Origin of the sequence: Rhodopseudomonas sp. BR0G17, assembly GCF_010907025.1 — a bacterium.
GTDB classification, from domain to species: domain Bacteria; phylum Pseudomonadota; class Alphaproteobacteria; order Rhizobiales; family Xanthobacteraceae; genus Rhodopseudomonas; species Rhodopseudomonas palustris_H.
This window is the reverse complement of record NZ_QUML01000032.1, coordinates 36239-56268: the sequence shown is the minus strand read 5'-3', so window position 1 is coordinate 56268 and position 20030 is coordinate 36239. Positions and strand designations below refer to the sequence as shown.

The 20030-nt window shown below is 64.4% G+C and carries 23 protein-coding genes; 9 read left to right on the top strand and 14 right to left on the bottom strand.

The window, feature by feature from the left end:
- Positions 1–42: 42 nt before the first annotated feature.
- Positions 43–1350: an adenylosuccinate lyase gene (purB, locus tag DY467_RS20630; protein ID WP_107345548.1), complete on the top strand. Its 1308-nt coding sequence runs from the start codon at positions 43–45 to the stop codon at positions 1348–1350.
- Positions 1351–1673: 323 nt separating this feature from the next.
- On the opposite strand, the gene purQ is transcribed toward purB, so the two are convergent.
- The 4 genes from purQ to purC all read right to left on the bottom strand — a co-directional run bounded on the left by purQ (position 1674) and on the right by purC (position 3887).
- Positions 1674–2375, bottom strand: a complete 702-nt coding sequence (gene purQ, locus DY467_RS20625) for a phosphoribosylformylglycinamidine synthase subunit PurQ (RefSeq protein ID WP_107345549.1) — start codon at positions 2373–2375, stop codon at positions 1674–1676.
- 54 nt (positions 2376–2429) lie between these two features.
- A complete protein-coding gene (locus DY467_RS20620; protein WP_164638645.1) occupies positions 2430–2669 on the bottom strand; it encodes a coiled-coil domain-containing protein in 240 nt (79 codons plus the stop codon).
- A 17-nt stretch (positions 2670–2686) separates the two neighbouring features.
- Positions 2687–2932 carry a phosphoribosylformylglycinamidine synthase subunit PurS gene (gene purS / locus DY467_RS20615; protein WP_107345551.1) on the bottom strand — a complete coding sequence of 82 codons (246 nt, stop codon included), beginning with the start codon at positions 2930–2932 and terminating at the stop codon, positions 2687–2689.
- A 187-nt stretch (positions 2933–3119) separates the two neighbouring features.
- The gene (purC, locus tag DY467_RS20610) at positions 3120–3887 is read right to left on the bottom strand and encodes a phosphoribosylaminoimidazolesuccinocarboxamide synthase (RefSeq protein ID WP_199851757.1); all 768 of its coding nucleotides are present in this window, start codon (positions 3885–3887) and stop codon (positions 3120–3122) included.
- Between the two features lie 297 nt (positions 3888–4184).
- Between purC and DY467_RS20605 the strand changes: the two genes are divergently transcribed.
- Positions 4185–4508 carry a DUF1476 domain-containing protein gene (locus tag DY467_RS20605; protein WP_107345553.1) on the top strand — a complete coding sequence of 108 codons (324 nt, stop codon included), beginning with the start codon at positions 4185–4187 and terminating at the stop codon, positions 4506–4508.
- Between the two features lie 504 nt (positions 4509–5012).
- Positions 5013–5687 (top strand): helix-turn-helix domain-containing protein, encoded by a 675-nt coding sequence (locus DY467_RS20600; protein WP_164638643.1) that lies wholly within the window; start codon positions 5013–5015, stop codon positions 5685–5687.
- 360 nt (positions 5688–6047) lie between these two features.
- On the opposite strand, the gene DY467_RS20595 is transcribed toward DY467_RS20600, so the two are convergent.
- Together DY467_RS20595 and DY467_RS20590 are read right to left on the bottom strand one after the other, a co-directional pair.
- Positions 6048–6386 (bottom strand): helix-turn-helix domain-containing protein, encoded by a 339-nt coding sequence (locus tag DY467_RS20595; protein WP_283811811.1) that lies wholly within the window; start codon positions 6384–6386, stop codon positions 6048–6050.
- Positions 6387–6503: 117 nt separating this feature from the next.
- Positions 6504–7322: an isocitrate lyase/PEP mutase family protein gene (locus tag DY467_RS20590; protein ID WP_164638639.1), complete on the bottom strand. Its 819-nt coding sequence runs from the start codon at positions 7320–7322 to the stop codon at positions 6504–6506.
- A 412-nt stretch (positions 7323–7734) separates the two neighbouring features.
- Between DY467_RS20590 and DY467_RS20585 the strand changes: the two genes are divergently transcribed.
- The 3 genes from DY467_RS20585 (at position 7735) to DY467_RS20575 (ending at position 9884) form a co-directional block, all read left to right on the top strand.
- A complete protein-coding gene (locus DY467_RS20585; RefSeq protein WP_164638637.1) occupies positions 7735–8076 on the top strand; it encodes a type II toxin-antitoxin system RelE/ParE family toxin in 342 nt (113 codons plus the stop codon).
- Positions 8069–8392, top strand: coding sequence for a transcriptional regulator (locus tag DY467_RS20580; RefSeq protein ID WP_164638635.1), 324 nt, complete (start codon positions 8069–8071; stop codon positions 8390–8392). Before DY467_RS20585 ends, DY467_RS20580 begins: the two co-directional genes overlap by 8 nt.
- A 310-nt stretch (positions 8393–8702) precedes the next feature.
- Positions 8703–9884, top strand: a complete 1182-nt coding sequence (locus tag DY467_RS20575; RefSeq protein WP_164638633.1) for a hypothetical protein — start codon at positions 8703–8705, stop codon at positions 9882–9884.
- Between the two features lie 41 nt (positions 9885–9925).
- Here DY467_RS20575 and greA read toward each other — a convergent pair whose 3' ends face one another.
- The 6 genes from greA to DY467_RS20545 form a co-directional block, all read right to left on the bottom strand.
- Complete coding sequence (greA, locus tag DY467_RS20570) at positions 9926–10408, bottom strand: transcription elongation factor GreA (protein ID WP_164638631.1); 483 nt, start codon at positions 10406–10408, stop codon at positions 9926–9928.
- Positions 10409–10468: 60 nt separating this feature from the next.
- The gene (locus DY467_RS20565; protein WP_164638629.1) at positions 10469–10972 is read right to left on the bottom strand and encodes a mismatch-specific DNA-glycosylase; all 504 of its coding nucleotides are present in this window, start codon (positions 10970–10972) and stop codon (positions 10469–10471) included.
- 33 nt (positions 10973–11005) lie between these two features.
- On the bottom strand, positions 11006–11407 hold the full coding sequence (locus DY467_RS20560; RefSeq protein ID WP_164638627.1) for a DUF2147 domain-containing protein: 402 nt from the start codon (positions 11405–11407) through the stop codon (positions 11006–11008).
- Positions 11408–11521: 114 nt separating this feature from the next.
- Positions 11522–11911: a type II toxin-antitoxin system VapC family toxin gene (locus tag DY467_RS20555; protein WP_205502599.1), complete on the bottom strand. Its 390-nt coding sequence runs from the start codon at positions 11909–11911 to the stop codon at positions 11522–11524.
- A gap of 8 nt (positions 11912–11919) precedes the next feature.
- Positions 11920–12156, bottom strand: coding sequence for an antitoxin (locus DY467_RS20550; protein WP_164638624.1), 237 nt, complete (start codon positions 12154–12156; stop codon positions 11920–11922).
- 63 nt (positions 12157–12219) lie between these two features.
- The gene (locus DY467_RS20545; protein ID WP_164638622.1) at positions 12220–13416 is read right to left on the bottom strand and encodes a TrmJ/YjtD family RNA methyltransferase; all 1197 of its coding nucleotides are present in this window, start codon (positions 13414–13416) and stop codon (positions 12220–12222) included.
- A 390-nt stretch (positions 13417–13806) separates the two neighbouring features.
- Here DY467_RS20545 and DY467_RS20540 point away from each other — a divergent pair, with 390 nt between their 5' ends.
- Both DY467_RS20540 and DY467_RS20535 read left to right on the top strand, forming a co-directional pair.
- Positions 13807–15030 carry an NADP-dependent isocitrate dehydrogenase gene (locus tag DY467_RS20540; protein WP_107345565.1) on the top strand — a complete coding sequence of 408 codons (1224 nt, stop codon included), beginning with the start codon at positions 13807–13809 and terminating at the stop codon, positions 15028–15030.
- 129 nt (positions 15031–15159) lie between these two features.
- The gene (locus tag DY467_RS20535; protein ID WP_107345566.1) at positions 15160–15492 is read left to right on the top strand and encodes a YnfA family protein; all 333 of its coding nucleotides are present in this window, start codon (positions 15160–15162) and stop codon (positions 15490–15492) included.
- A 5-nt stretch (positions 15493–15497) separates the two neighbouring features.
- On the opposite strand, the gene ybaL is transcribed toward DY467_RS20535, so the two are convergent.
- Positions 15498–17231 (bottom strand): YbaL family putative K(+) efflux transporter, encoded by a 1734-nt coding sequence (ybaL, locus tag DY467_RS20530; protein ID WP_164638649.1) that lies wholly within the window; start codon positions 17229–17231, stop codon positions 15498–15500.
- 184 nt (positions 17232–17415) lie between these two features.
- On the opposite strand from ybaL, the gene DY467_RS20525 reads away from it, so the two are divergent.
- Positions 17416–19194 (top strand): cation:proton antiporter domain-containing protein, encoded by a 1779-nt coding sequence (locus tag DY467_RS20525; RefSeq protein ID WP_107345567.1) that lies wholly within the window; start codon positions 17416–17418, stop codon positions 19192–19194.
- Positions 19195–19274: 80 nt separating this feature from the next.
- Here the strand turns inward: DY467_RS20525 and DY467_RS20520 are convergent, their stop codons facing one another.
- Positions 19275–20030 carry a GNAT family N-acetyltransferase gene (locus DY467_RS20520; RefSeq protein ID WP_164638619.1) on the bottom strand — a complete coding sequence of 252 codons (756 nt, stop codon included), beginning with the start codon at positions 20028–20030 and terminating at the stop codon, positions 19275–19277.

Genomic DNA, 20030 nt, shown 5'->3' with positions numbered 1-20030 from the left:
CTGCTAAAGCGCGGCGTAATCCCCAAAACCCACGAGTTTGCGATGATCCCGCGTTATACCCGTCCGGAAATGGCTGCCATTTGGGAGCCGCTGACCCGTTTCAAGATCTGGTTCGAGATCGAGGCCCATGCCTCCGACGCGCAGGCTGCGCTCGGGGTGATCCCGAAGGAGGCGGCCGAGGCGATCTGGAAGGGCGGCAAGGACGCCGCGTTCGACGTGGCGCGGATCGACGAGATCGAGCGCGAGGTCAAGCACGACGTCATCGCCTTCCTGACCCATCTGGCCGAGTTCGTCGGGCCCTATGCGCGGTTCGTGCACCAGGGCATGACCTCGTCGGACGTGCTCGACACCTGCTTCAACGTCCAGCTCACCCGCGCCGCCGACATCCTGCTGGCCGACCTCGACCGCGTGCTGGCGGCGCTGAAGGCCCGCGCTTTCGAGCACCGGATGACGCCGTCGATCGGCCGCTCGCACGGCATCCACGCAGAGCCGGTGACGTTCGGCCTGAAGATGGCCTACGCCTATGCCGAATTCAGCCGCGCCCGCGACCGCCTGGTCGCCGCGCGCAAGGAAGTGGCGACCTGCGCGATTTCCGGCTCGGTCGGCACCTTCGCGCATATCGACCCGCGGGTCGAAGAGCACGTCGCAAAGGCGATGGGCCTCGCCGTCGAGCCAGTGTCGACCCAGGTGATCCCGCGCGACCGCCACGCGATGTTCTTCGCGGTGCTCGGCGTGATCGCCTCGTCGATGGAGCGGCTTGCCACCGAGATCCGCCACCTGCAGCGCACCGAAGTGCTCGAGGCCGAGGAGTATTTCTCCGAGGGCCAGAAGGGCTCGTCCTCGATGCCGCACAAGCGCAACCCGGTGCTGACCGAGAACCTCACCGGTCTCGCCCGCATGGTGCGCGCCTATGTGATGCCGGCGATGGAGAACGTGGTGCTGTGGCACGAGCGCGATATCTCGCACTCCTCGGCCGAGCGGATGCTCGCCCCCGACGCCACCGTGACGCTGGACTTCGCGCTGAATCGTTTGGCCGGCGTGATCGAGAAGCTGGTGGTGTATCCGGAGAACATGACCAAGAACCTCGACCGCCTCGGCGGCCTGGTGCATTCGCAGCGGCTGCTCACCGCGCTGACCCAGAAGGGCTGCTCACGCGAGGAGAGCTACAAGCTGGTCCAGCGCAACGCGATGCCGGTGTGGCGCGGCGAAGGCGACTTCCTGACGCTGCTGAAGAAGGATCCGGACATGAAGAAGTACATGACCGACGCCGAAATCGAAGAGCAGTTCGACCTCGGCTATCACCACAAGCACGTCGACACCATCTTCAAGCGAGTGTTCGGCGAGAGCTGAGCCGCGGCGCCGGCAGCGGCGCGCAACGAAAAGCCCCCGATTTGCGGGGGCTTTTTTGTGGCTGCGGATAGTGTAAGCAGTCTGCTCGTGATGGCAGGAGCGATGCCTCCGAATGCTCCCGACACGGACACACCCTCATGGTGAGGAGGCGCGCAGCGCCGTCTCGAACCATGTGCCGCAGGCGATGCGTCCCCTCATCCTTCGAGACGCCCGGCTTTGCCGGGCTCCTCAGGATGAGGACTTTGGTGCCGTCGAGCAGCCAAAGATCCGCTTCAATCAATCGATCCAGCGAGAAGACTTGCCGGCGATGAAGTAAGCGCCGCTTACGCCGCCTTGGCGAAGTGCTGGGCGAGGCCGGCGAACAGGCCGCGGCCGTCGGTGCAGCCCATGATGTCTTCGACGTGGTTCTCCGGATGCGGCATCATGCCGAGCACGTTGCCGCGCTCGGAGACAATGCCGGCGATCGAGGCGGCGGCACCGTTGATGTTGTGACTCTCGCCGACTTCGCCTTCCGGCGAGCAGTAGCGATACAGCACCCGGCCATCGCCCTCGAGCCGCTTCACGGTGTCTTCGTCGGCTTCGTAATTGCCTTCGCCGTGCGCCACCGGCACCTTGATCACCTGGCCGGCCTTGTAGCCGCGGGTGAACGGGGTGTCGTTGCGTTCGACGCGCAGATGCACGTCGCGGCAGATGAACTTCAGCCGCGCATTGCGCATCAGCACACCCGGCAGCAGACCGGACTCGCACAGGATCTGAAAGCCATTGCAGACGCCGAGCACCAGGCCGCCATCAGCGGCGAACTTGCGCACCGCGTCCATCACCGGCGCCCGCGCCGCAATCGCGCCGCAGCGCAAATAATCGCCATAGGAGAAGCCGCCCGGGACGACGACGAGGTCTGTGCCCTTCGGCAACTCGGTTTCGGCATGCCACACCATCGCGGCGTCGTTGCCGGAGACGAGCTTCAGCGCGCGCGCCATGTCGCGCTCGCGATTGATGCCGGGGAAGACGAGAACTGCGGATTTCATGCGGTTTCCGTTAGCGCGTGGAGGGGCAGTGGACAATCGCGTCGATGGCGATGATCACGCAGACATCGTCGGCGAGTCGTTCATTTCGAGACGACGCTCGATGTGTTCGAGCCGGCCGTCATAGCGACCGAGGATTCCATAGACGTTCTGGACGTCCTGCTGCATGGAGATCAGGTAGCCACGCATGGCGTTCATTTCAGATTTCAGCTCGTCGACCTTGTGGTCGACCTTGTCCAATCTCTGCTGAACCTGCTTGAGCACTTCAAAAATCAACTCGTTGCTCACGTCAGCCATGGCCTAGTCTCCGGAGACTAACCCTTCACCTCGATAGCATAATTCTCGATCACGGTGTTCGCCAGCAGCTTGTCGGCGGCGTCCTTGAGGGCGGCTTCGGCCTTGGCCTTGTCGGCGGCGCCGTCGAGCTCGATGTCGAACACCTTGCCCTGGCGCACGCTGGCGATGCCGGCGACGCCGAGCGACTTCAGCGCGCCCTCGATCGCCTTGCCTTGCGGATCCAGAATCCCGTTCTTCAAGGTAACAGTGACTCGTGCCTTCATGGTCGCCTCGATGATCCCCTCGTCATGCCGGGCAGAGCCTCCGCCCCATCCGTCATTCCGGGGCGCTCGCGCACAGCGAGCGAACCCGGAAAATGTCTCTTGGTAACAACTTCTGGATTCCGGGCTCGCCGCTGCGCGGCGCCCCGGAATGACATCGTTGGACGCTTAGCGCCCGCCGCCCTGAGCCTCAGCCCTTCACCAGCACCGGGCCGGAGCCGACCGGGCGCTCGTTTTCCATCAAGATGCCGAGGCGCTTGGCGACTTCAGTGTAGGCCTCCAAGAGGCCGCCGAGATCGCGGCGGAAGCGGTCCTTGTCGAGCTTCTCGTTCGACTTGATGTCCCACAGCCGGCAGCTGTCCGGCGAAATCTCGTCGGCGACGATGATCCGCATCATCTCGCTTTCGAACAGCCGGCCGCACTCCATCTTGAAGTCGACCAGGCGGATGCCGATGCCGAGGAAGAGACCGGTGAGGAAATCATTGACGCGGATCGCCAGCGCCATGATGTCGTCGATCTCCTGCGGCGTCGCCCAGCCGAACGCGGTGATGTGCTCTTCCGAGACCATCGGGTCGTTGAGCTGGTCGTTCTTGTAGTAGAACTCGATGATCGAGCGCGGCAGCTGGGTGCCCTCTTCGATCCCGAGACGCTGCGACAGGCTGCCGGCGGCGACGTTGCGCACCACCACCTCGAGCGGCACGATCTCGACTTCGCGGATCAGCTGCTCGCGCATGTTGAGGCGGCGGATGAAATGGGTCGGCACCCCGATGTCGTTGAGGTGCTGAAACAGGTACTCGGAGATCCGGTTGTTGAGGACGCCCTTGCCCTCGATCACCTGGTGCTTCTTGGCATTGAACGCGGTGGCGTCGTCCTTGAAGTGCTGAATCAGCGTTCCGGGTTCCGGACCTTCATACAGCACCTTGGCCTTGCCTTCGTAAATGCGACGTCGCCGGCTCATGGGGATGTACCGTGTTTTGTTGAAATCCATCGGGTGGTGGGCTCCGTCTGACGAAAGCGGCCCACGGCGGAGCTGCCGAAAGGCCAGGAATAGGAAACAGAACGAGAACCCAGCCTCGCTGCAACCTAGCTGATTGGCCCCCCCGATACAATCGATCCGGCCGGGTGGCCCGGGAGTTTTACCCCTCGCTGTGCGCCATTGTGGCAGTTGTCTTAACGGGCGGCTCTGGATATCTAGGCATCGAACCTGCCCACCGCAAACCGGCCCTTCTGCCGGCTCAAGATCGGAACAACAGACATGACCACGTTCGACAAGCGCGAAGAAGGCTTCGAGAGGAAGTTCGCGCTCGACGAAGAGCAGAAGTTCAAGGCCGAGGCGCGCCGCGACAAGCTGCTGGGCCTCTGGATCGCCGAGAAGCTCGGCCTGTCCGGCGACGCCGCCGCCGCCTACGCCAAAGAGGTGGTGATCGCCGACCTGGAAGAGGCCGGCGACGACGACGTGGTGCGCAAGGTCACCAAGGACCTCACCGACAAGGGCATCAACCTGCCGGAGACCGAACTGCGCGCCAAGATGGCCGAGTTCTATGCCCAGGCGGTCCAAGAGGTGAAGGCCGGAACCTGACGGGTTCCCGCCGGCCGCCGCGGCGGTCGCCTCATTGCTAGATCGAATTTCAAATGCCCGGGCCCTGTCCCGGGCATTCGTGTTTTTAGCGCCGGGCACCGGGGCCAAGCACGGCCGATGGTGTCCCGCTCTGCGACAGCCCGCCTGGCTCGGGTTAACGTTCGGCACGCAGGCGGAACAAAGCGGCGACGAATCGCTGCGAATCGGGCTTGCCGCCGCGGCGAACGCTGCAAGTTGTGCGTCCGCCTTCCCGATCACACCAAGGCTGGAGGTCGCCCCCTTGCCCTGGGTCGGTGAACGGCGCGGAAGAGTTAACATTCCCGCTCGAACGATCTGAACGCGGCGCGGGCGATGGCCGCGACGGCGGCCTGCCCCAAATGATCCCCGTCAGGGCCGGGGCGTGGCTCCTCCGGAAGCGCTCGCGGCGACGTCGCCCTTGCTCCGTCATTATCTAGGTATATATTCTTATTTCGGATTGATGCCCTGCTTTCACCGGAGCCCAACATGCCCTTCCCGGTTTTTCGCTCTCCCATTCGTGTGCTCGACTCCTCCCTCGACCGGCTGGTGCTGGCCACGCTCGACGACGGACCGCCGCCGGTCCCTGGCGGCCGTCCGAAGGGCTGCAAGCGGCTGCATACCAATGCCAAGGTCGCCCATGTGCGCCGGCTGATCGAGGAGACCTCGCTGACCTACAAGCAGATCGAGGCGAAGACCGGCGTCAGCGCCGGCACCGTCGGGCGCTGGAAGCGTGAGTTCAATTGGACGCGTCACCCATTGGCGCCGCGCGCCAGCGACACCGTGCCGACCGAGCGCGCCGGCCGCCGGCTGAAGCTGCGGATGCTCAGCAGCAAACTGCAGCAGCTTGCCGAACGCTATGTCGACGAGCTGTGGCAGGCGCCGTCGGTCGATCTCAACCGGCTGATTGAGGCGATGGAGGTGCTGAAAATGGCGCGGCTCACTCAGAAAGGTCGCGGCCGCCCCGGCAAACCCGGCCCGGCGCCCCGCACCGAACAGGACTGGCTCGACCGCGAGCCCGCGATCCGCAAAGCCCTTACCGACATGCGCCAGGGCGGCGTCTTCACCACCTGCATCCCTGCCGAAGCCATGGCGCTGCTCGACGACGCCTACACCCCTCCGAAGCGCGAAGTGGTGCGGCGCGGGCCGAGGAGGAGGAAGTAGGCGGAGCAATCCGCGGCGGCTTCGCCGTTGAAAACTCGCAGTCGCCACAGCACCACCCTCCCCCGTGCGGGGAGGGTCGACCGGCGAAGCCGGGCGGGGTGGGGGTGCCGCGAGTCGCAGCGCGTGTTGGATTTGCGCCTGGCCCTGCTTCGAGAAGACCTAGCGAGAAGCCCGCATGAGCGCAGCGACATGCGGGAGCCCATCGACAAGAAAACCCGCATCTCGCTTCGCTCATGCGGGCTAAGCTCGCTGACCGGTTGGAGGTGCAATAGGCGCTGCGACTGCGCGCTACCCACACCACCATTCGCCCTTCCAGTTCATTCCGGGGCGCAATACGCTTCGCTATTGAGCCCTACGCGTTCACGCCGCGACTACGCTGATCCGCGCCGCCGCGCGCGAGCGTGGCTTTTTGCGGATGACGATTTCGATATCCTGATCGAGCGCGGTGAGCAGCGTCATCAGCCGTTCGACCGAAAAGCCTTCCAGTTTGTAGTTTCGCAAGGCCGAGACCTTGGGCTGGTTGATCCCGAGCCGCTCGGCGGCGGCGGCTTGGCTCAGGCGAGCCCGGTCGATCACCGCGTTCAGAGCGTAGGCGAGCCTGAGCTTGGTCTGCCTCTCCTCCGCGTCGGCCATGCCTAGGTCCGCAAACACATTGCCGATGCCGCGGGTGATATCGGCTGCCGAACCTCTAGTAGCCATGGTCAACCTCATCGTCCGGTCACACGATCCTGGACCTGAAGAACCATGATCTGACCTTCAGCGCACGTAGTCAGGGCCGGCCACCATAATACATGAATCGTGTGCTGATCGCAGCCATCACTTCCCCGCAAACATCCCGTTCAACTCCGCGCCCTGCGTCGCACCGGCGAATGCCGTGAATGTGCCCTGCTCGGCGATCTCGTGCGCGGCGCCGAGGAAGCCGGCCCAGGCGCAGCGCGCCAGCGAGCCGCCGACGCTGATGCGGCGGACGCCGAGGTCGGCGAGCATCGGCACCGTCATGCTCGGCTGCGCGATCAGCACATTGAGCGGCTTCGGCGCCACCGCCTTCACCAGCGTGATAATCTCGGCCTCGGTAGTGATGCCCGGCGCGTACAGGCAATCGGCGCCGGCCTCGGCGAACGCCACCAGCCGCGCGGTGGTCTTGGCGAGATCGCGCTCGCCCTTGAAGAAGCCCTCGCAGCGCGCCACCAGCACCACGTCCTCACCCGACGCATCGATCGCCGCCCGCGCCGCCTTGATGCGCTCGGCGGCGAGCGCGTCGTCGTAAAACGGCTGCGCCGGATCGGTGGTCGTATTCTCGATCGACAGCCCGGCAATGCCGGTGGCGATCGCGCGCGTGACATTGGCGGCGACGCCGTCCGGGCTGTCGGCAAAGCCGTTCTCGAAATCGGCATTGATCGGCAGATCCACCGCCGCGCACAGCGTGGTCAGATGCGCCAGCACGTCGTCGCAGCTGACCTGATTGTCCGCCCGCCCCGCCGACCACGCAAAGCCGGCACTGGTCGAGGCCAGCGCCTGAAACCCGAGCGACGCCAGCGCCCGCGCCGAGCCGACATCCCACGGATTCGGCAGTACGAAGCAGCCGGTCTCGTGCAGCTTGCGAAACGTGGCCCGCTTGGCGGCGGTGCTGATCATCGGCGATCTCCCTGTGATGTCTGCTGTTGTTGCCGGGACGCTAGCACGGCGCCAGTCGCGGCGTCGAAGCTGCCGATGACAGCCGAAGTGTCCCACCCTGCGACAACCGCCACCGTGCGCCTTAACGTTCCGAACGCAGCCGGAACAAAGCGGTGACGAATCACAGCGAATCAGGCCGCAGGGGAGGAAGCGGCCTGCATCTCGCGCGGAGGCGAGCGCCAGCACACCAGGGATGGACCTGCGTGAGCGCTGGACGAAGGCGGCGAAGGCGAAGAACGTTAACGGCGGGACATCACCAAGTACGCCCGCTGGTCTGAAGAACCGACCAAGGTGCGGCCGTACAGGCCACCTCGGATCGCAATCGAATAGAGCGTGCACTGGACCAACGGTAACACATATGTTACCGTTGGTCATGCTGGATATTCGCTACTATTCGGCTGAACGGCAAAGCCCATTCGCGGATTGGCTCGACGGGCTCGACGTCATGGCGGCCGCCAAGGTCACGACGGCCGTGACTCGGCTGTCCATGGGCAATTTTTCCAACGTTAAGTCGGTCGGCGAAGGCGTCCTCGAAACCAAGATCGATTTCGGGCCCGGCTATCGGATCTATTTCGGCCGTGACGGCGACACGTTGGTCATTCTGCTTTGCGGTGGCACCAAGAAGCGACAACGCAGCGATATCGCGCGAGCCATCGTGTATTGGCACGACTACAAGCAGAACAAGAAGCGGCGGTCAGGACTGAGCAATGGCTAATACGAAGAGCTTCAAAGAGTTGATCCAGAACCGCGTTGCGAAAGACCCGGCATTCGCCGATGCCCTCCTGCGGGAAGCGATCGAGGTGATGCTCAAGGGCGATATCGAGACCGGAAAAGCCGTCCTGCGCGACTACATCAAGGCCACCGTCGGCTTCGAACAACTCGGCGCCGCGACCGAACTGCCGCCCAAAAGCCTGATCCGGATGTTCGGCCCCAACGGCAACCCGCAGGCGAAAAACCTGTTCAGCGTGATCGGCTATCTGCAGGATCGCGCGGGGCTAGAGCTGAAGGTGAGCAAGGCACGGCGGGCGTGAGCCGACCGCGCCGAACCGCTGACGCGGAGACCGGTTCGACAGCGTCCGGGACAATGAAATGGCGCGTAGTGAAGCCGGCGACGTGAGGCAGTAGTTCAGCGTAGCCTGCATGAGCGAAGCGACATGCAGGAGCATTGTCGATGATCCCGGGTGTCGCTGCGCTCACCCGGGCAACGCTTGCTGCTTGAGCGAAGCTACATTCAGGAAGACAATCGGCGATCCCCGGAGCGTGCACCGCTTCGCCCAGCCTCACGATGCTCGCTCAAAGCAGCGAGTTCGTAGCCTAGCTGCATCATGCGAGCCACGAGAAATGACCGCCTGTCTAAATGTAGAAGAATGGTGCAAGAGCACTAGAGACGAAGTCCTCAAGTTCGCCGTCAAAAAGCGCAGCAAAGCGGAAGAAGGAAAAACGAATTTTCTGGCCGTACGTCAACACCTCAGACCAGTCGACGTCTACTCGTATCTTCGAGCCCGCTTCGGGGAGCCAAACGGTTTTCAGAATTTTCTAAGGAGAGACGACAGCGACAATCTCATCCACTGGGATTTTCAACTCAAGGCTGGAACAGAAGACGTGTACATATGCGGCCACCTACGCGAAATACACATCGCACTCTCAGAGGCTCTGACTGACCTCGAATGGCAAACTTTGATTAAGGCCATCAAATCAGACTATCATCGTGTCGCGAAAGCAAAGTCCAAGATCACACACTCCTTCGAAAAGTACGTTGTTTTTCAGAACAAGTACCTCGCTTTGTCAGATCTGTGCGCCGACCTGCACGCGAGAATATCCGAAGCAGCAACATCAAATTCTGTCGATTACAAATTTGACGATTCGGAAGAATTCAAAAAGGAAATGAACAGAAGGTCATCCCAAGTCGCAGCAGTTTTCAACGACTGCCTAACCCTCAGACTTTTAATGCCGATCATGGCCGAGTCGTACATCAACATGCTCATCCTAACGTTCTGCCGTCGAGAAATTCTCGACGACAAGGAGCGATACAATCGTTTCTTACGCGCGAAAATTCCTCAACGTTTGAGATTGCTGAGTGAAAACTGTGATGGCTTTGAAAAGACCATCGACAAAGACATACCCGGCTACTCCAATTTCATGAATATCTTCAATCAAAGGAACTTCGCCTTGCACGGCAACGTGAGCCCACTGCAAGAGCAGATCGAAACGATCTACTTTGAAGGACGACGTCCGCTTTTCGTTAATCCAGGCAACAGCATCGAAATGCTATTCGCCTTTATGGAAAAACACGCAGATCGCCATAAACTGCTTGAAGATTACGAACAGCTTCACACCTTCTTGCATGAAGTAACTAAATGTCTCTCAGCAGACAAAAGAGCTTTCTTTGAACACGTGATCAGCGATGCTTATCCGGGATTTCGGATGGATTTACGCCGCCCAACTCGGCTTTTGCCGGACCATTATGTTTGGAGCGGGTTTCCAGGGATCCCTTACGATGACCAGCTTGCCGTAGAATGGTAATAATTGATCGCTCGTCCCTTGCCATTTGAAAGCCCATTCTCCTACCCGATCCCAACTACCTCCAATTCCTGCGCCCCCTTCCCCACCACGTCGCCGACGCTCTTGCCCATCAGCAAGCGCGCCACCGGCGATACGAACGAGATCGTGCCCTGCTTCGGATCGGCTTCGTCTTCGCCGACGATGCGATAGGTTTGGACGCGGCCGTCGGCGCGGCGGAAAGTGACGGTGGAGCCGAACGCGATCTCGTCGGTCGAGGCAGGATCCGGCACCACTTGCGCGGTGCGAACGCGCGCCGCGTAGTAACGGGCGTCGCGCAGCGGGATCGCTTCGGCGCGGCGGCGCTCGTTGACGTCCTCGATCGTACCGGCTGCTTCGAGCGCAGCGCGCGCCTCGGCCAACTGCGCCTCCAGCGCGGCCAAGCCGGCTGCGGTGACGAGGTTCGGATGCGGCGAGATCGGCCGATCCGGCAGCACGGTCTCCGAGGCGGTCTCGGCACTATCTTCCTTGGTGAAAGCAACGCTCAAGTTGAACTCCATTGACGATCGCCCGACGGCGACCTGACGCAACGATACGGCGCTCCCCGATCAAGAGGCGCGGACCCGTTCGGCAAACTCCCACCAGTGGATCTTGTTCGCCATCCAATTCCAATCCGCCATCGGCGAGGTCGATGGCAGCACATAGATCGACGTCGCTCCGATGCTCTCCTCATAACGCCCGAGGCCGACCCTGCGGCCGACGAACCGCTTCGCAGCTTCCAGACTGGTGAAGGCGAGAAAGTCGGGCCGGTTCTCTTCGATCTTCCGTCTGAGAACCACCCGGTGTTCCGGCCGCGGCCGAACCTCATGGTCGCTTCCGGCGACATCCTTGCACAGGTCCGTCAGGCCGATGCCGAATGTCGTCACCTCGCGAAACTCGTGCGGTGCCAGCTTTCGGTCGGTGAGGCCCGTTTCGCTGAGGACGCTCCAGAACTTGTTCCGGCCGTGCGCATAATAGCTTTGCGCCTTCTCCGACGCACGGCCGGCGGCGGTGCCGCAGAACACGACTCGGAGGCCGCGCTGCAGAACGTCAGGCAAGATGACCTTGGGCAAGCTCGCCTGACCTTGCTGGCGCGCCTCCTCCACTCAGTTCGCCCGCGTCCAGGTGGCGGATTTGCAGATCATGCCGCCCATCGCGCAGCCCTGGGTGGTCAGCGTGCCGCCGGAGAGGTTCATCTTGCCGGTGTAGGTCTTGCCGTCCTCCGGATTGAAGGCACTGCCGGCCCAGGCGCCCGGGCCGGTCGGCTTCATATCGAAGAATATCTTCTGGCCGACCTTGGCGGGGGTCTCGACGCCCGGCTTGAGCCACACCAGCGTGCCGCACACCGCGCCGCCGCAGGGCGCGAACTTGACCTTGGAGGCGCCGGTCTCGCGCAGCCAGGTGCCGCCGACGTCGTCGGCGCGCGCGCCTGTGGTGGCCAACGCTGCGGCGAGCAGGCCGAGGCCGGTGAGCCATCCCGCGCGGCGCATCGTCGATGTCGTTGTCATATCCCCTCCCGATTGCTTGTGCTGCGGCGAGCCGCCGCTTGGTACGAGCTGAACGTGCGCCGCGTCGCAAGTCAACGGGCCTGCCGAACGCAAACAACTCGCTTGCCGGAAAGATCACGCCAGCCAGTTCTCAACTGCCAAACCCTGCACGCGACCAAACTCCTGCGTGTTCGCGGTGACGATGGTCGCACCGAGCGACTTGGCATGAGCTGCGATGAGGAGATCGTTGCTGCCGATCGGCGTACCTGCTGCTTCAAGCGATGCGCGGATCGCCCCATAGGCTTCGTCGGCGGGGGGCTCGAACGGCAGCACGTCGATTTCTTCGAGCAGATCGGCGACGGCCTTGGTCAATCTGACCGACCCGCTCTTGGCGCAACCGTAGCGGAGTTCGGCGGCGACGATGATACTCGTGCAGACGTTGCCCTCCCCGACCTCGGCGATGCGGCGAACAGCAGCGCCATGCGGATTGCGGATCAGATCGGAGAGAATGTTGGTATCGAGCATATAGCGCGTCACAGCACCTTCTCCGGGGCCGGCGCGGGATCGTCGATGGCGGGGAACGGCTCGTCGAGCGGCGTCATCGATTGCAACAAAGCGATCAGTCCGCGTTTGCGGACCGGCTCGATCACCAACCGATCTCCCTCGCGGTGCATGATCGCCTCGTTGCCGGGCATCTCGAATTCCACCGGAATACGAACGGCCTGATTGCGGCCGTTACGGAACAGACGGACGTGGCGCCGATCGGTCATGGGCAGCCTCCTTCAAACATATGCCAAAAGCATATGTCCGGCGAGATGCCGCTGCAAGGGCACCTACTGCGCCAGCGCCGCCTCCAGCCGCTCCAGCACCGCGGCGGTGTCGGCGGTCACCTCGGCGGCCTCGACCCACACCACGCGGTAGTCGCGCTCTTCGAGCCAGCCCTTCCGCGCGGCGCGGTCGGCGGCGACCGCCTCGTTCTCGCCGTCGTTGATCAGCTCGATCGCGATGCGGCGGGTGAAGGAGACGAAATCCGGGATGTAGCGGCCGACCGGGGTCTGGCGCTTGAAGTTGCCGGCGAAGCGGCGGTCGGTGCGCAGCTTCTCCCATAAGAGCCGCTCGGCGTCGGTGGGATTGCGGCGCAGCAGCCGCGCCAGCCCGCGCAGCGAGCCGCCATCGGCCTCGGCTCCGCCGGCGGCGCGCTCGGCGAGTAGCGCGCGCAGCCGCGTGGCCTGCTCGCCATCGAGCACGCCGCCTTTGGCCGGGCCCTTGCGGCCGTCGGCGATCGCCATCACCACGCCGTGCAGCGTGTGCATGTCCTGCTTGCTCGGCTCCATCCGGGTGAAGATGTTGCGCAGGTTCACCAGCATGGTGTCGCGCTTTTCCGGCGGGCGGAGGAATTCGACGCGGTCGAGCTCGGCGACCAGATTGGAAAAGAACGCGTCGATCTGATGCTGCGAGGCGCGCGGGCTGCGCTCCGGCATCTCGTAAGGCAGCGCATTCTGGGTGGCGTGCTTGAACCACTCGTAGCCCATCAGCAGCACCGCTTGCGCAAGGTTCAGCGAAGCGAACGCCGGATTGACCGGGAAGGTCACGATGCGGTTGGCGAGCGCGACCTCGTCGTTCTCCAGGCCATGGCGCTCGCGGCCGAACATGATGCCGGTGGTGCCGCCCGACGCGGTCTCGGCGACGATCTCCTGCGCGGCGGCTTCCGGTCCGCGCACCGGCTTGGCCTGATCGTGGGCGCGCGCGGTGGTGGCGAACAGCAGCGTACAGTCCTTCACCGCGTCGGCGACGCTGTCGAACAGCTCGACCGCGTTCAGGATGTGGTCGGCACCGGCGGCCGAGCGCTGGGCGGCGATGTTCGGCCAGCCGTCGCGTGGCTTCACCAGCCGCAGCCGGGTCAGCCCGAAATTGCCCATCGCACGGGCGCACATCCCGATGTTTTCGCCCAATTGGGGCTCGACCAGAATCACCACCGGGCCGTCGAGCGCGGCCGGGGGCTTGGATCGGTCGGTGCCGGAGCCGGACATGGGCAGGTCTTTCAAAAACGGGCGCCCTCGGAGTGATCCGAGGCGGCGCGGGAGGATCGGGGGAAGCCGCGGCGGGGCGGGCCGGACGCCGGCGGCCGCCGCGCCTTTCCGTTGCCAAGGCGGCGGCGATTTCTCAAGCAAATAGTGGATTTGCCGGCCGGTTTGAACCGCTGTGAAGTACGCTTGACACAGCGCGCGCCCTACCCGCTTCCGGTCGCGGCACGCCTTGCGATCGCGGCGTTGCCGAGCCATGCGGAGCGGCGCTGCGAATCCGTCCAAATTGCTTCCGCAATCGCCTTTCGGCCCGTCCGGCGCGGTGCTATAGCGGGCGCGGCTTTAGTCCAATTCCCGCCCCTTTAAGCGCAGAATCACAAGAAGGCCCGATCCCGCATGGCGAAAATCAAGGTGACCAACCCAGTCGTCGAACTCGACGGCGATGAGATGACCCGCATCATATGGCAGATGATCAAGGACAAGCTGATCACGCCGTTCCTCGACGTGGAACTGATGTATTTCGACCTCGGGATGGAGCACCGCGACGCGACCGACGACCAGGTCACCATCGATGCGGCGAATGCGATCAAGCAGGTCGGCGTCGGCGTGAAGTGCGCCACCATCACTCCGGACGAAGCGCGGGTGAAGGAATTCGGCCTCAAGAGCATGTGGAAGTCGCCGAACGGCACCATCCGCAACATCCTCGGCGGCGTGATCTTCCGCGAGCCGATCATCTGCAACAACGTGCCGCGCCTGGTGCCGGGCTGGACCAAGCCGATCGTGATCGGCCGTCACGCCTACGGCGATCAGTATCGCGCGACTGACATCAAGTTCCCGGGCCCGGGCACACTGACGATGAAGTTCGTCGGCGAAGACGGCTCGGTGATCGAACGGGAAGTCTTCAAGGCACCCGGCGCCGGCGTCGCGATGTCGATGTACAACCTCGACGAGTCGATCAAGGATTTCGCCCGCGCCTCGCTGAACTACGGCCTGATCCGCAACTATCCGGTCTACCTGTCGACCAAGAACACCATCATGAAGGTGTACGACGGTCGCTTCAAAGACATCTTCCAGGAGATCTTCGACAACGAGTTCAAGGCCGAGTACGACGCCAAGGGCCTGACCTACGAGCACCGCCTGATCGACGACATGGTCGCGTCGGCGCTGAAGTGGTCGGGCGGCTATGTCTGGGCCTGTAAGAACTACGACGGCGACGTGCAGTCCGACACCGTGGCGCAGGGCTACGGCTCGCTCGGCCTGATGACCTCGGTGCTGATGACGCCGGATGGCAAGACGGTGGAAGCCGAAGCCGCGCACGGCACCGTCACCCGGCACTATCGCGAACACCAGAAGGGCAAGGCGACTTCGACCAATTCGATCGCCTCGATCTTCGCCTGGACCCGCGGCCTCGCGCATCGCGCCAAGCTCGACTCCAACGAAGAACTCGCCCGCTTCGCCGACACGCTGGAGAAGGTCTGCGTGCAAACCGTCGAAGCCGGCTTCATGACCAAGGACCTCGCGCTCCTGGTCGGCGCCGATCAGCGCTGGCTGTCGACCGAGGGCTTCCTCGACAAGGTCGCGCAGAACCTGCACAAGGCGATGGACGCTAAGGCCGCCTAATCAGCGCGCCGACCGAACCAACGAAAAGGCGCGGGATCGCTTCCCGCGCCTTTTTATTTGCTAGCCCGATCGGTTTAGAGTTCACCGCATCAATCTCTCGCAGACTCACAGAGAGCCACGGCCACGCTCATGACGTCACTGCTGACCTTCTGCGCCGCTGCGCTGATGGAGATCGCCGGGTGTTTCGCGTTCTGGGCCTGGCTGCGTCTCGACAAGTCGCCGCTGTGGCTGATCCCCGGCATGCTCGCGCTGGCGCTGTTCGCTTACTTGCTGACGCTGGCCGACAGCCCGCTGGCTGGCCGTGCCTACGCGGCCTATGGCGGCATCTATATCGCCAGCGCGCTGGCCTGGGGTTGGGCGATGGAAGGTAATCGCCCCGACCATTGGGACGTAATCGGCGCCGCGATCTGCCTCGTCGGCATGAGCGTGATCCTGTTCGGACCACGCTCGCTGCCGGCGTGAACTAATCAGGCCGCTGCGCCGGCTGAAGCCGGTGCCGCAGCGCTGGTGATCGGGCTGACGGCTGCATCGCTGCTGATGGCATCGACGCCGAGGCGGGCGATCATGGCGCGGGCGATTTCGTCTTCGCCCATGATCACCAAATTGGCGCCGTTGCTGCGCAGATGGATGACCTCCTCGGCCGAATGCGCGCGGGCGATGATCAGCAGGCCGGGATTGACCGCGCGCGCCTTGGCGACGATCTGACCGCCTTCGAACGCATTGGGAATTGCCACGAGGAGACCGTGCGCCTGCGCGATCTCGGCCTCGTCGAGGATCTCCTGCGCGGCGGCATTGCCGTTGATCGCCGTGAAGCCTTCACGCTGCAGCCGCGCCACCCGCTCGTCGTCGTTCTCGATCACCACCATGTCAGCACCGGAACGGCGGAGCGCGGCGCTGACATTGGAGCCGACGCGGCCGTGCCCGACCAGCACGATATGGCCACGCGGCTGGGCTGGCATTGCAGCGGCCGCAGCGTCCTTCGCGGCCTGCTTGGCGGCTTCCGCCGCCGCCGCGACTTTGGCGCTGAAGCGGTCGAGCAGCACGAACATCACGGGATTGAGCATGATCGAAATGATCGCGCCGGCCAGCACCAGATCGCGGCCACGCTCCGGCATCAGCCCGAGCGCGACGCCGAGCCCGGCGAGAATGAACGAGAACTCGCCGATCTGCGCCAGCGAGGCGGAGATCGTCAGCGCCGTCATGTTGGGATGGCCGAACAGCCGCACGATGAAGAACGCGGCGATCGATTTGCCGAACACGATGATCAGCACGGTGACCAAGAGCGGCAGCGGCTCGCGCGCCACGATGCCGGGATCGACCAGCATGCCGACCGAAACGAAGAACAGCACCGCGAACGCGTCGCGCAGCGGCAGCGTCTCGTTGGCGGCGCGATGGCTGAGTTCGGACTCCGACAGGATCATGCCGGCGAAGAATGCGCCCAGCGCCAGCGACACGTCGAACAGCACCGCCGCGCCGAACGCGACGCCGAGCGAGATCGCCAGCACCGCGAGACGAAACAGCTCGCGCGAGCCGGTGTGCGCCACATAGTGCAGCATCCACGGAATGATGCGGCGGCCGACCACCAGCATGAACACCATGAAGGCGAACACCTTGCCGAGCGTCAGCGCCACCGGCCACAGCACCGTCTGCCAATTGGCGGTGGTCGCCTCGCCCTTGAGCAGGCCGGCGACCGCGGGCAGCAGCACCAGCGTCAGCACCATCGCGATGTCTTCGACGATCAGCCAGCCGACCGCGATCCGGCCGCGCTCGCTGTCGACCAGCCGGCGCTCCTGCAACGCGCGGAGCAGCACCACGGTACTTGCGACCGACAGCGCCAGACCGAACACCAGACCGGCGCCGAACGGCCAGCCCAGCGCATGGCCGAGCCCGGCGCCCAGCACGGTTGCGGCGCCGATCTGCACCACCGCGCCGGGTATCGCGATCGCCCGGACTTCGAGCAGATCCTTCAATGAGAAGTGCAGGCCGACGCCGAACATCAGCAGGATCACGCCGATTTCGGCGAGCTCGTTGGCCAGGCTCTGATCGGCCACATAGCCGGGGGTGAAGGGGCCGATCACAACGCCGGCGAGCAGATAACCGACCAGCGGCGAGATTTTCAGCCGCTGGGCCGCGACACCGAAGGCAAATGCCAGCACCAAGCCGGCCACGATGGTGGAAATCAGTGGGGTGTTGTGCTCCATCGTTCCGTTGTGCGGCATGACGCCGCGACCGTCCACCCGAGCGGCGGCTACCGATCGCCGCAGTGCACGCTGGCGCCAGGGAACCGGCTTGGGCGGAGGTGCAGAATCGCGATCTATTGCCGCAGCCCTGCGACGATTTGATCGATGTCGTCGCCCTCCGCTACCTCACGTGATTGAAGGAACGATGTCAGTCGAAAACGATGTCGGAGTTTACCGGGAAGCCTTGGTGTTTCTCGGGACCGCAGGCGTATTGATCCCGGTGATGACGCGATTTCGCGTCAGCCCGGTGCTCGGCTTTCTGGTCGCCGGGCTGGTGCTCGGCCCACACAGCCTCGGCCGGATCGGCGCCGACCTGCCCTGGCTCAGTTACGTCACCATCACCTCGCAGGATGCGGTCGACCGGCTCGCCGAACTCGGCGTCGCCTTCCTGCTGTTCACCATCGGCCTCGAATTGTCGTTCGACCGGCTCTGGACGATGCGGCGGCTCGTATTCGGCCTCGGCATGTCGCAGGTGGTGCTGACGACCGCAGCGATCAGCGGCATCGCGCTGATCTTCGGCAACACCGTGGAATCGAGCCTAGTGATCGGCGCCTGTCTGGCGCTTTCGTCGACCGCGATCGTGCTGCAGCTTCTCGCCGAGCAGAAGCGGCTCGCCACCGTCGCCGGCCGCAGCATCTTCGCGGTGCTGCTGGCGCAGGATCTCGCCGTGGTGCCGATCCTGTTTCTGATCGTGGTGTTCGGCAAAGCCGCCGGTGACGCGGCGAGCGGCGGCGCGGTCAGCACCGGCGCAGTGTGGCTCGGTCTCGGCATGGCGCTGGTCCAGGCGGCGGCCGCGATCCTACTGATCATCGGCTTCGGCCGCCTGGTGCTGCGCCGGCTGTTCCGCCTGGTGGCGTCGACCCACAACCGCGAACTGTTCATGGCGACGATCCTGTTCGTGGTGGTCGGCACTTCGCTGGTCACCCACGTCGCCGGACTGTCGATGGCGCTCGGCGCCTTCCTGGCGGGTCTGGTGCTCGCGGAGACCGAATTCCGCCGCCAGGTCGAAGTCGATATCGAACCGTTCAAGGGCATGCTGCTCGGGCTGTTCTTCATCTCGGTCGGGATGCGGATCGATCTTGCGGAGGTCGCGCGCTATCCGGCGATGGTCGCCACCTCGGTGATCGGCATGACGGCGCTGAAGGCGGTGGTGATCGCCGGCCTCACCTGGCTGTTCCGGCTGTCGCGGCCGGTGATCGCCGAGGCCAGCCTGCTGCTCGCCGGCGGCGGCGAATTCGCCTTCCTGGTGCTCGGGCTGGCCAGCTCCAGCGGCCTCGTCACCCGCGAAGTCGAGCAGTTCATGCTGCTGGTGTCGTCGGGCACCATGATGCTGACGCCGTATCTGGCGCGGCTCAGCCGCAAGGCCAGCGCGCGTGCCCGCAAGGCGGTGGCGGTGGCGGCCGGCCACACCGACCCGACGCCGGGCGACACGCCGCGCATCATCCTGGTCGGCTACGGCCGCGTCGGTCGCATCGTCGGCGACATCCTCAACAAGCAGGGCAAGCCGTTCATCGGCATCGATGTCGATCCCGAGGCGGTCGCCCGCGCCCGCAAGGCCGGGGCCAATGTGGTGTATGGCGACGCCACCCAGCGCGCCTTCCTGCGCAAATGCGGACTCGGCGATGCGCCCGCCGTGGTGGTGACGATGCACGACGCCGCGGCCGCCGAGCATGTCGTCGCCGCGGCTCGCGCCGAGCGCGCGGATCTGCCGGTGATCGTCCGCGCCCGTGATGCCGATCACGCCGCCCGGTTGTTCACCCTCGGCGCTACCGAGGTGATCCGCGAAGTCCTCGAAGCCAGCTTCGAGATCGCCTCCACCGTTCTGCAGGCGCTCGGCATGCCGGTCGGCAAAGTCATCGCCGTGATCCACGACGAACGCGACACCAGGAAGAAGCGGGTCCGCGCCGGCGTGCCGGCGGACTGATCGGTCTTCGCCGCAAACGTTCGTTTCTCATTCCGGGGCGCTCGCGAAGTGAGCGAACCCGGAATGACGGGACGAAGCTGTTACTTCGTCGGCGCGCGGCGGAAGTGGTAGCGGTAGAGCTCACGGTCGAAGCCGAGGCCGGCATAGAGCGCGCGGCCGGCGATGTTGTCGGTAACGACCTGCAGACAGGCGCCGTTGGCACCTTGGGCGGCAGCCCAGGCGAGCAGCGCGGTCATCAGGCGCTTGCCGAGGCCCTGCCCGCGCAGCGCCTCGTCGACCACCACCGACTCGATCACCACCAGACCGCCGTGCAGCACGCCGCAGGCGGTCGCGACGATGCGGCCGTCGTGGCGGAGCGCGAAGAAACCGGTCGGCAGCGCGATTGCATCGACGACGCGGGCATAGACGGAGGCATGCGATGGTGATTGCGCCTGCAGCCGTGCGATGGCCGCCAGCCACTCGGCATCGGCGCGCGGGGTGATAGTGACATCCGGCGCCACCGCGGGAAAGTTCTCGCGCGCCAGATCGCGATACAGCGTGCAGGCTTCACCTTCGGCCGTGAAGCCTCGGGTGTCGAGCTCACGCTCCACCTGCGGCGGCAACAGCGAGACCAGCCGCACGATCAGCGGCAGCGCTTGCGCGCGATAGAGCCGATCGAACGCCTCGAGCTGCGGCGCGATCGTGGTGATGCCCGGATGCAGCGGATTGGCCGAATTGATCCGGCGCGACACGCCGTCGCCGAACCGCAGCAGCCAGTCGCCGATCAGCGCGCACCGCAACGACGGCCACGCGTTGTGGCAGGCCTGTTCGACCTGCCACGCCAATGCGTGATCCAC

What these genes read in the sequence shown, in the direction of transcription:
- DY467_RS20620 (WP_164638645.1), bottom strand. Translation starts at nt 2,669, where the DNA reads ATGGCTGACGTGAGCAACGAGTTGATTTTTGAAGTGCTCAAGCAGGTT.
- DY467_RS20555 (WP_205502599.1), bottom strand. Translation starts at nt 11,911, where the DNA reads ATGCTCGATACCAACATTCTCTCCGATCTGATCCGCAATCCGCATGGC.
- DY467_RS20575 (WP_164638633.1), top strand. Translation starts at nt 8,703, where the DNA reads ATGACCGCCTGTCTAAATGTAGAAGAATGGTGCAAGAGCACTAGAGAC.
- purS (WP_107345551.1), bottom strand. Translation starts at nt 2,932, where the DNA reads ATGAAGGCACGAGTCACTGTTACCTTGAAGAACGGGATTCTGGATCCG.
- DY467_RS20605 (WP_107345553.1), top strand. Translation starts at nt 4,185, where the DNA reads ATGACCACGTTCGACAAGCGCGAAGAAGGCTTCGAGAGGAAGTTCGCG.
- DY467_RS20580 (WP_164638635.1), top strand. Translation starts at nt 8,069, where the DNA reads ATGGCTAATACGAAGAGCTTCAAAGAGTTGATCCAGAACCGCGTTGCG.
- purB (WP_107345548.1), top strand. Translation starts at nt 43, where the DNA reads ATGATCCCGCGTTATACCCGTCCGGAAATGGCTGCCATTTGGGAGCCG.
- DY467_RS20590 (WP_164638639.1), bottom strand. Translation starts at nt 7,322, where the DNA reads ATGATCAGCACCGCCGCCAAGCGGGCCACGTTTCGCAAGCTGCACGAG.
- purQ (WP_107345549.1), bottom strand. Translation starts at nt 2,375, where the DNA reads ATGAAATCCGCAGTTCTCGTCTTCCCCGGCATCAATCGCGAGCGCGAC.
- DY467_RS20600 (WP_164638643.1), top strand. Translation starts at nt 5,013, where the DNA reads ATGCCCTTCCCGGTTTTTCGCTCTCCCATTCGTGTGCTCGACTCCTCC.
- DY467_RS20540 (WP_107345565.1), top strand. Translation starts at nt 13,807, where the DNA reads ATGGCGAAAATCAAGGTGACCAACCCAGTCGTCGAACTCGACGGCGAT.
- DY467_RS20550 (WP_164638624.1), bottom strand. Translation starts at nt 12,156, where the DNA reads ATGACCGATCGGCGCCACGTCCGTCTGTTCCGTAACGGCCGCAATCAG.
- DY467_RS20535 (WP_107345566.1), top strand. Translation starts at nt 15,160, where the DNA reads ATGACGTCACTGCTGACCTTCTGCGCCGCTGCGCTGATGGAGATCGCC.
- DY467_RS20585 (WP_164638637.1), top strand. Translation starts at nt 7,735, where the DNA reads ATGCTGGATATTCGCTACTATTCGGCTGAACGGCAAAGCCCATTCGCG.
- DY467_RS20595 (WP_283811811.1), bottom strand. Translation starts at nt 6,386, where the DNA reads ATGGCTACTAGAGGTTCGGCAGCCGATATCACCCGCGGCATCGGCAAT.
- ybaL (WP_164638649.1), bottom strand. Translation starts at nt 17,231, where the DNA reads ATGGAGCACAACACCCCACTGATTTCCACCATCGTGGCCGGCTTGGTG.
- DY467_RS20545 (WP_164638622.1), bottom strand. Translation starts at nt 13,416, where the DNA reads ATGTCCGGCTCCGGCACCGACCGATCCAAGCCCCCGGCCGCGCTCGAC.
- DY467_RS20525 (WP_107345567.1), top strand. Translation starts at nt 17,416, where the DNA reads ATGTCAGTCGAAAACGATGTCGGAGTTTACCGGGAAGCCTTGGTGTTT.
- DY467_RS20560 (WP_164638627.1), bottom strand. Translation starts at nt 11,407, where the DNA reads ATGACAACGACATCGACGATGCGCCGCGCGGGATGGCTCACCGGCCTC.
- purC (WP_199851757.1), bottom strand. Translation starts at nt 3,887, where the DNA reads ATGAGCCGGCGACGTCGCATTTACGAAGGCAAGGCCAAGGTGCTGTAT.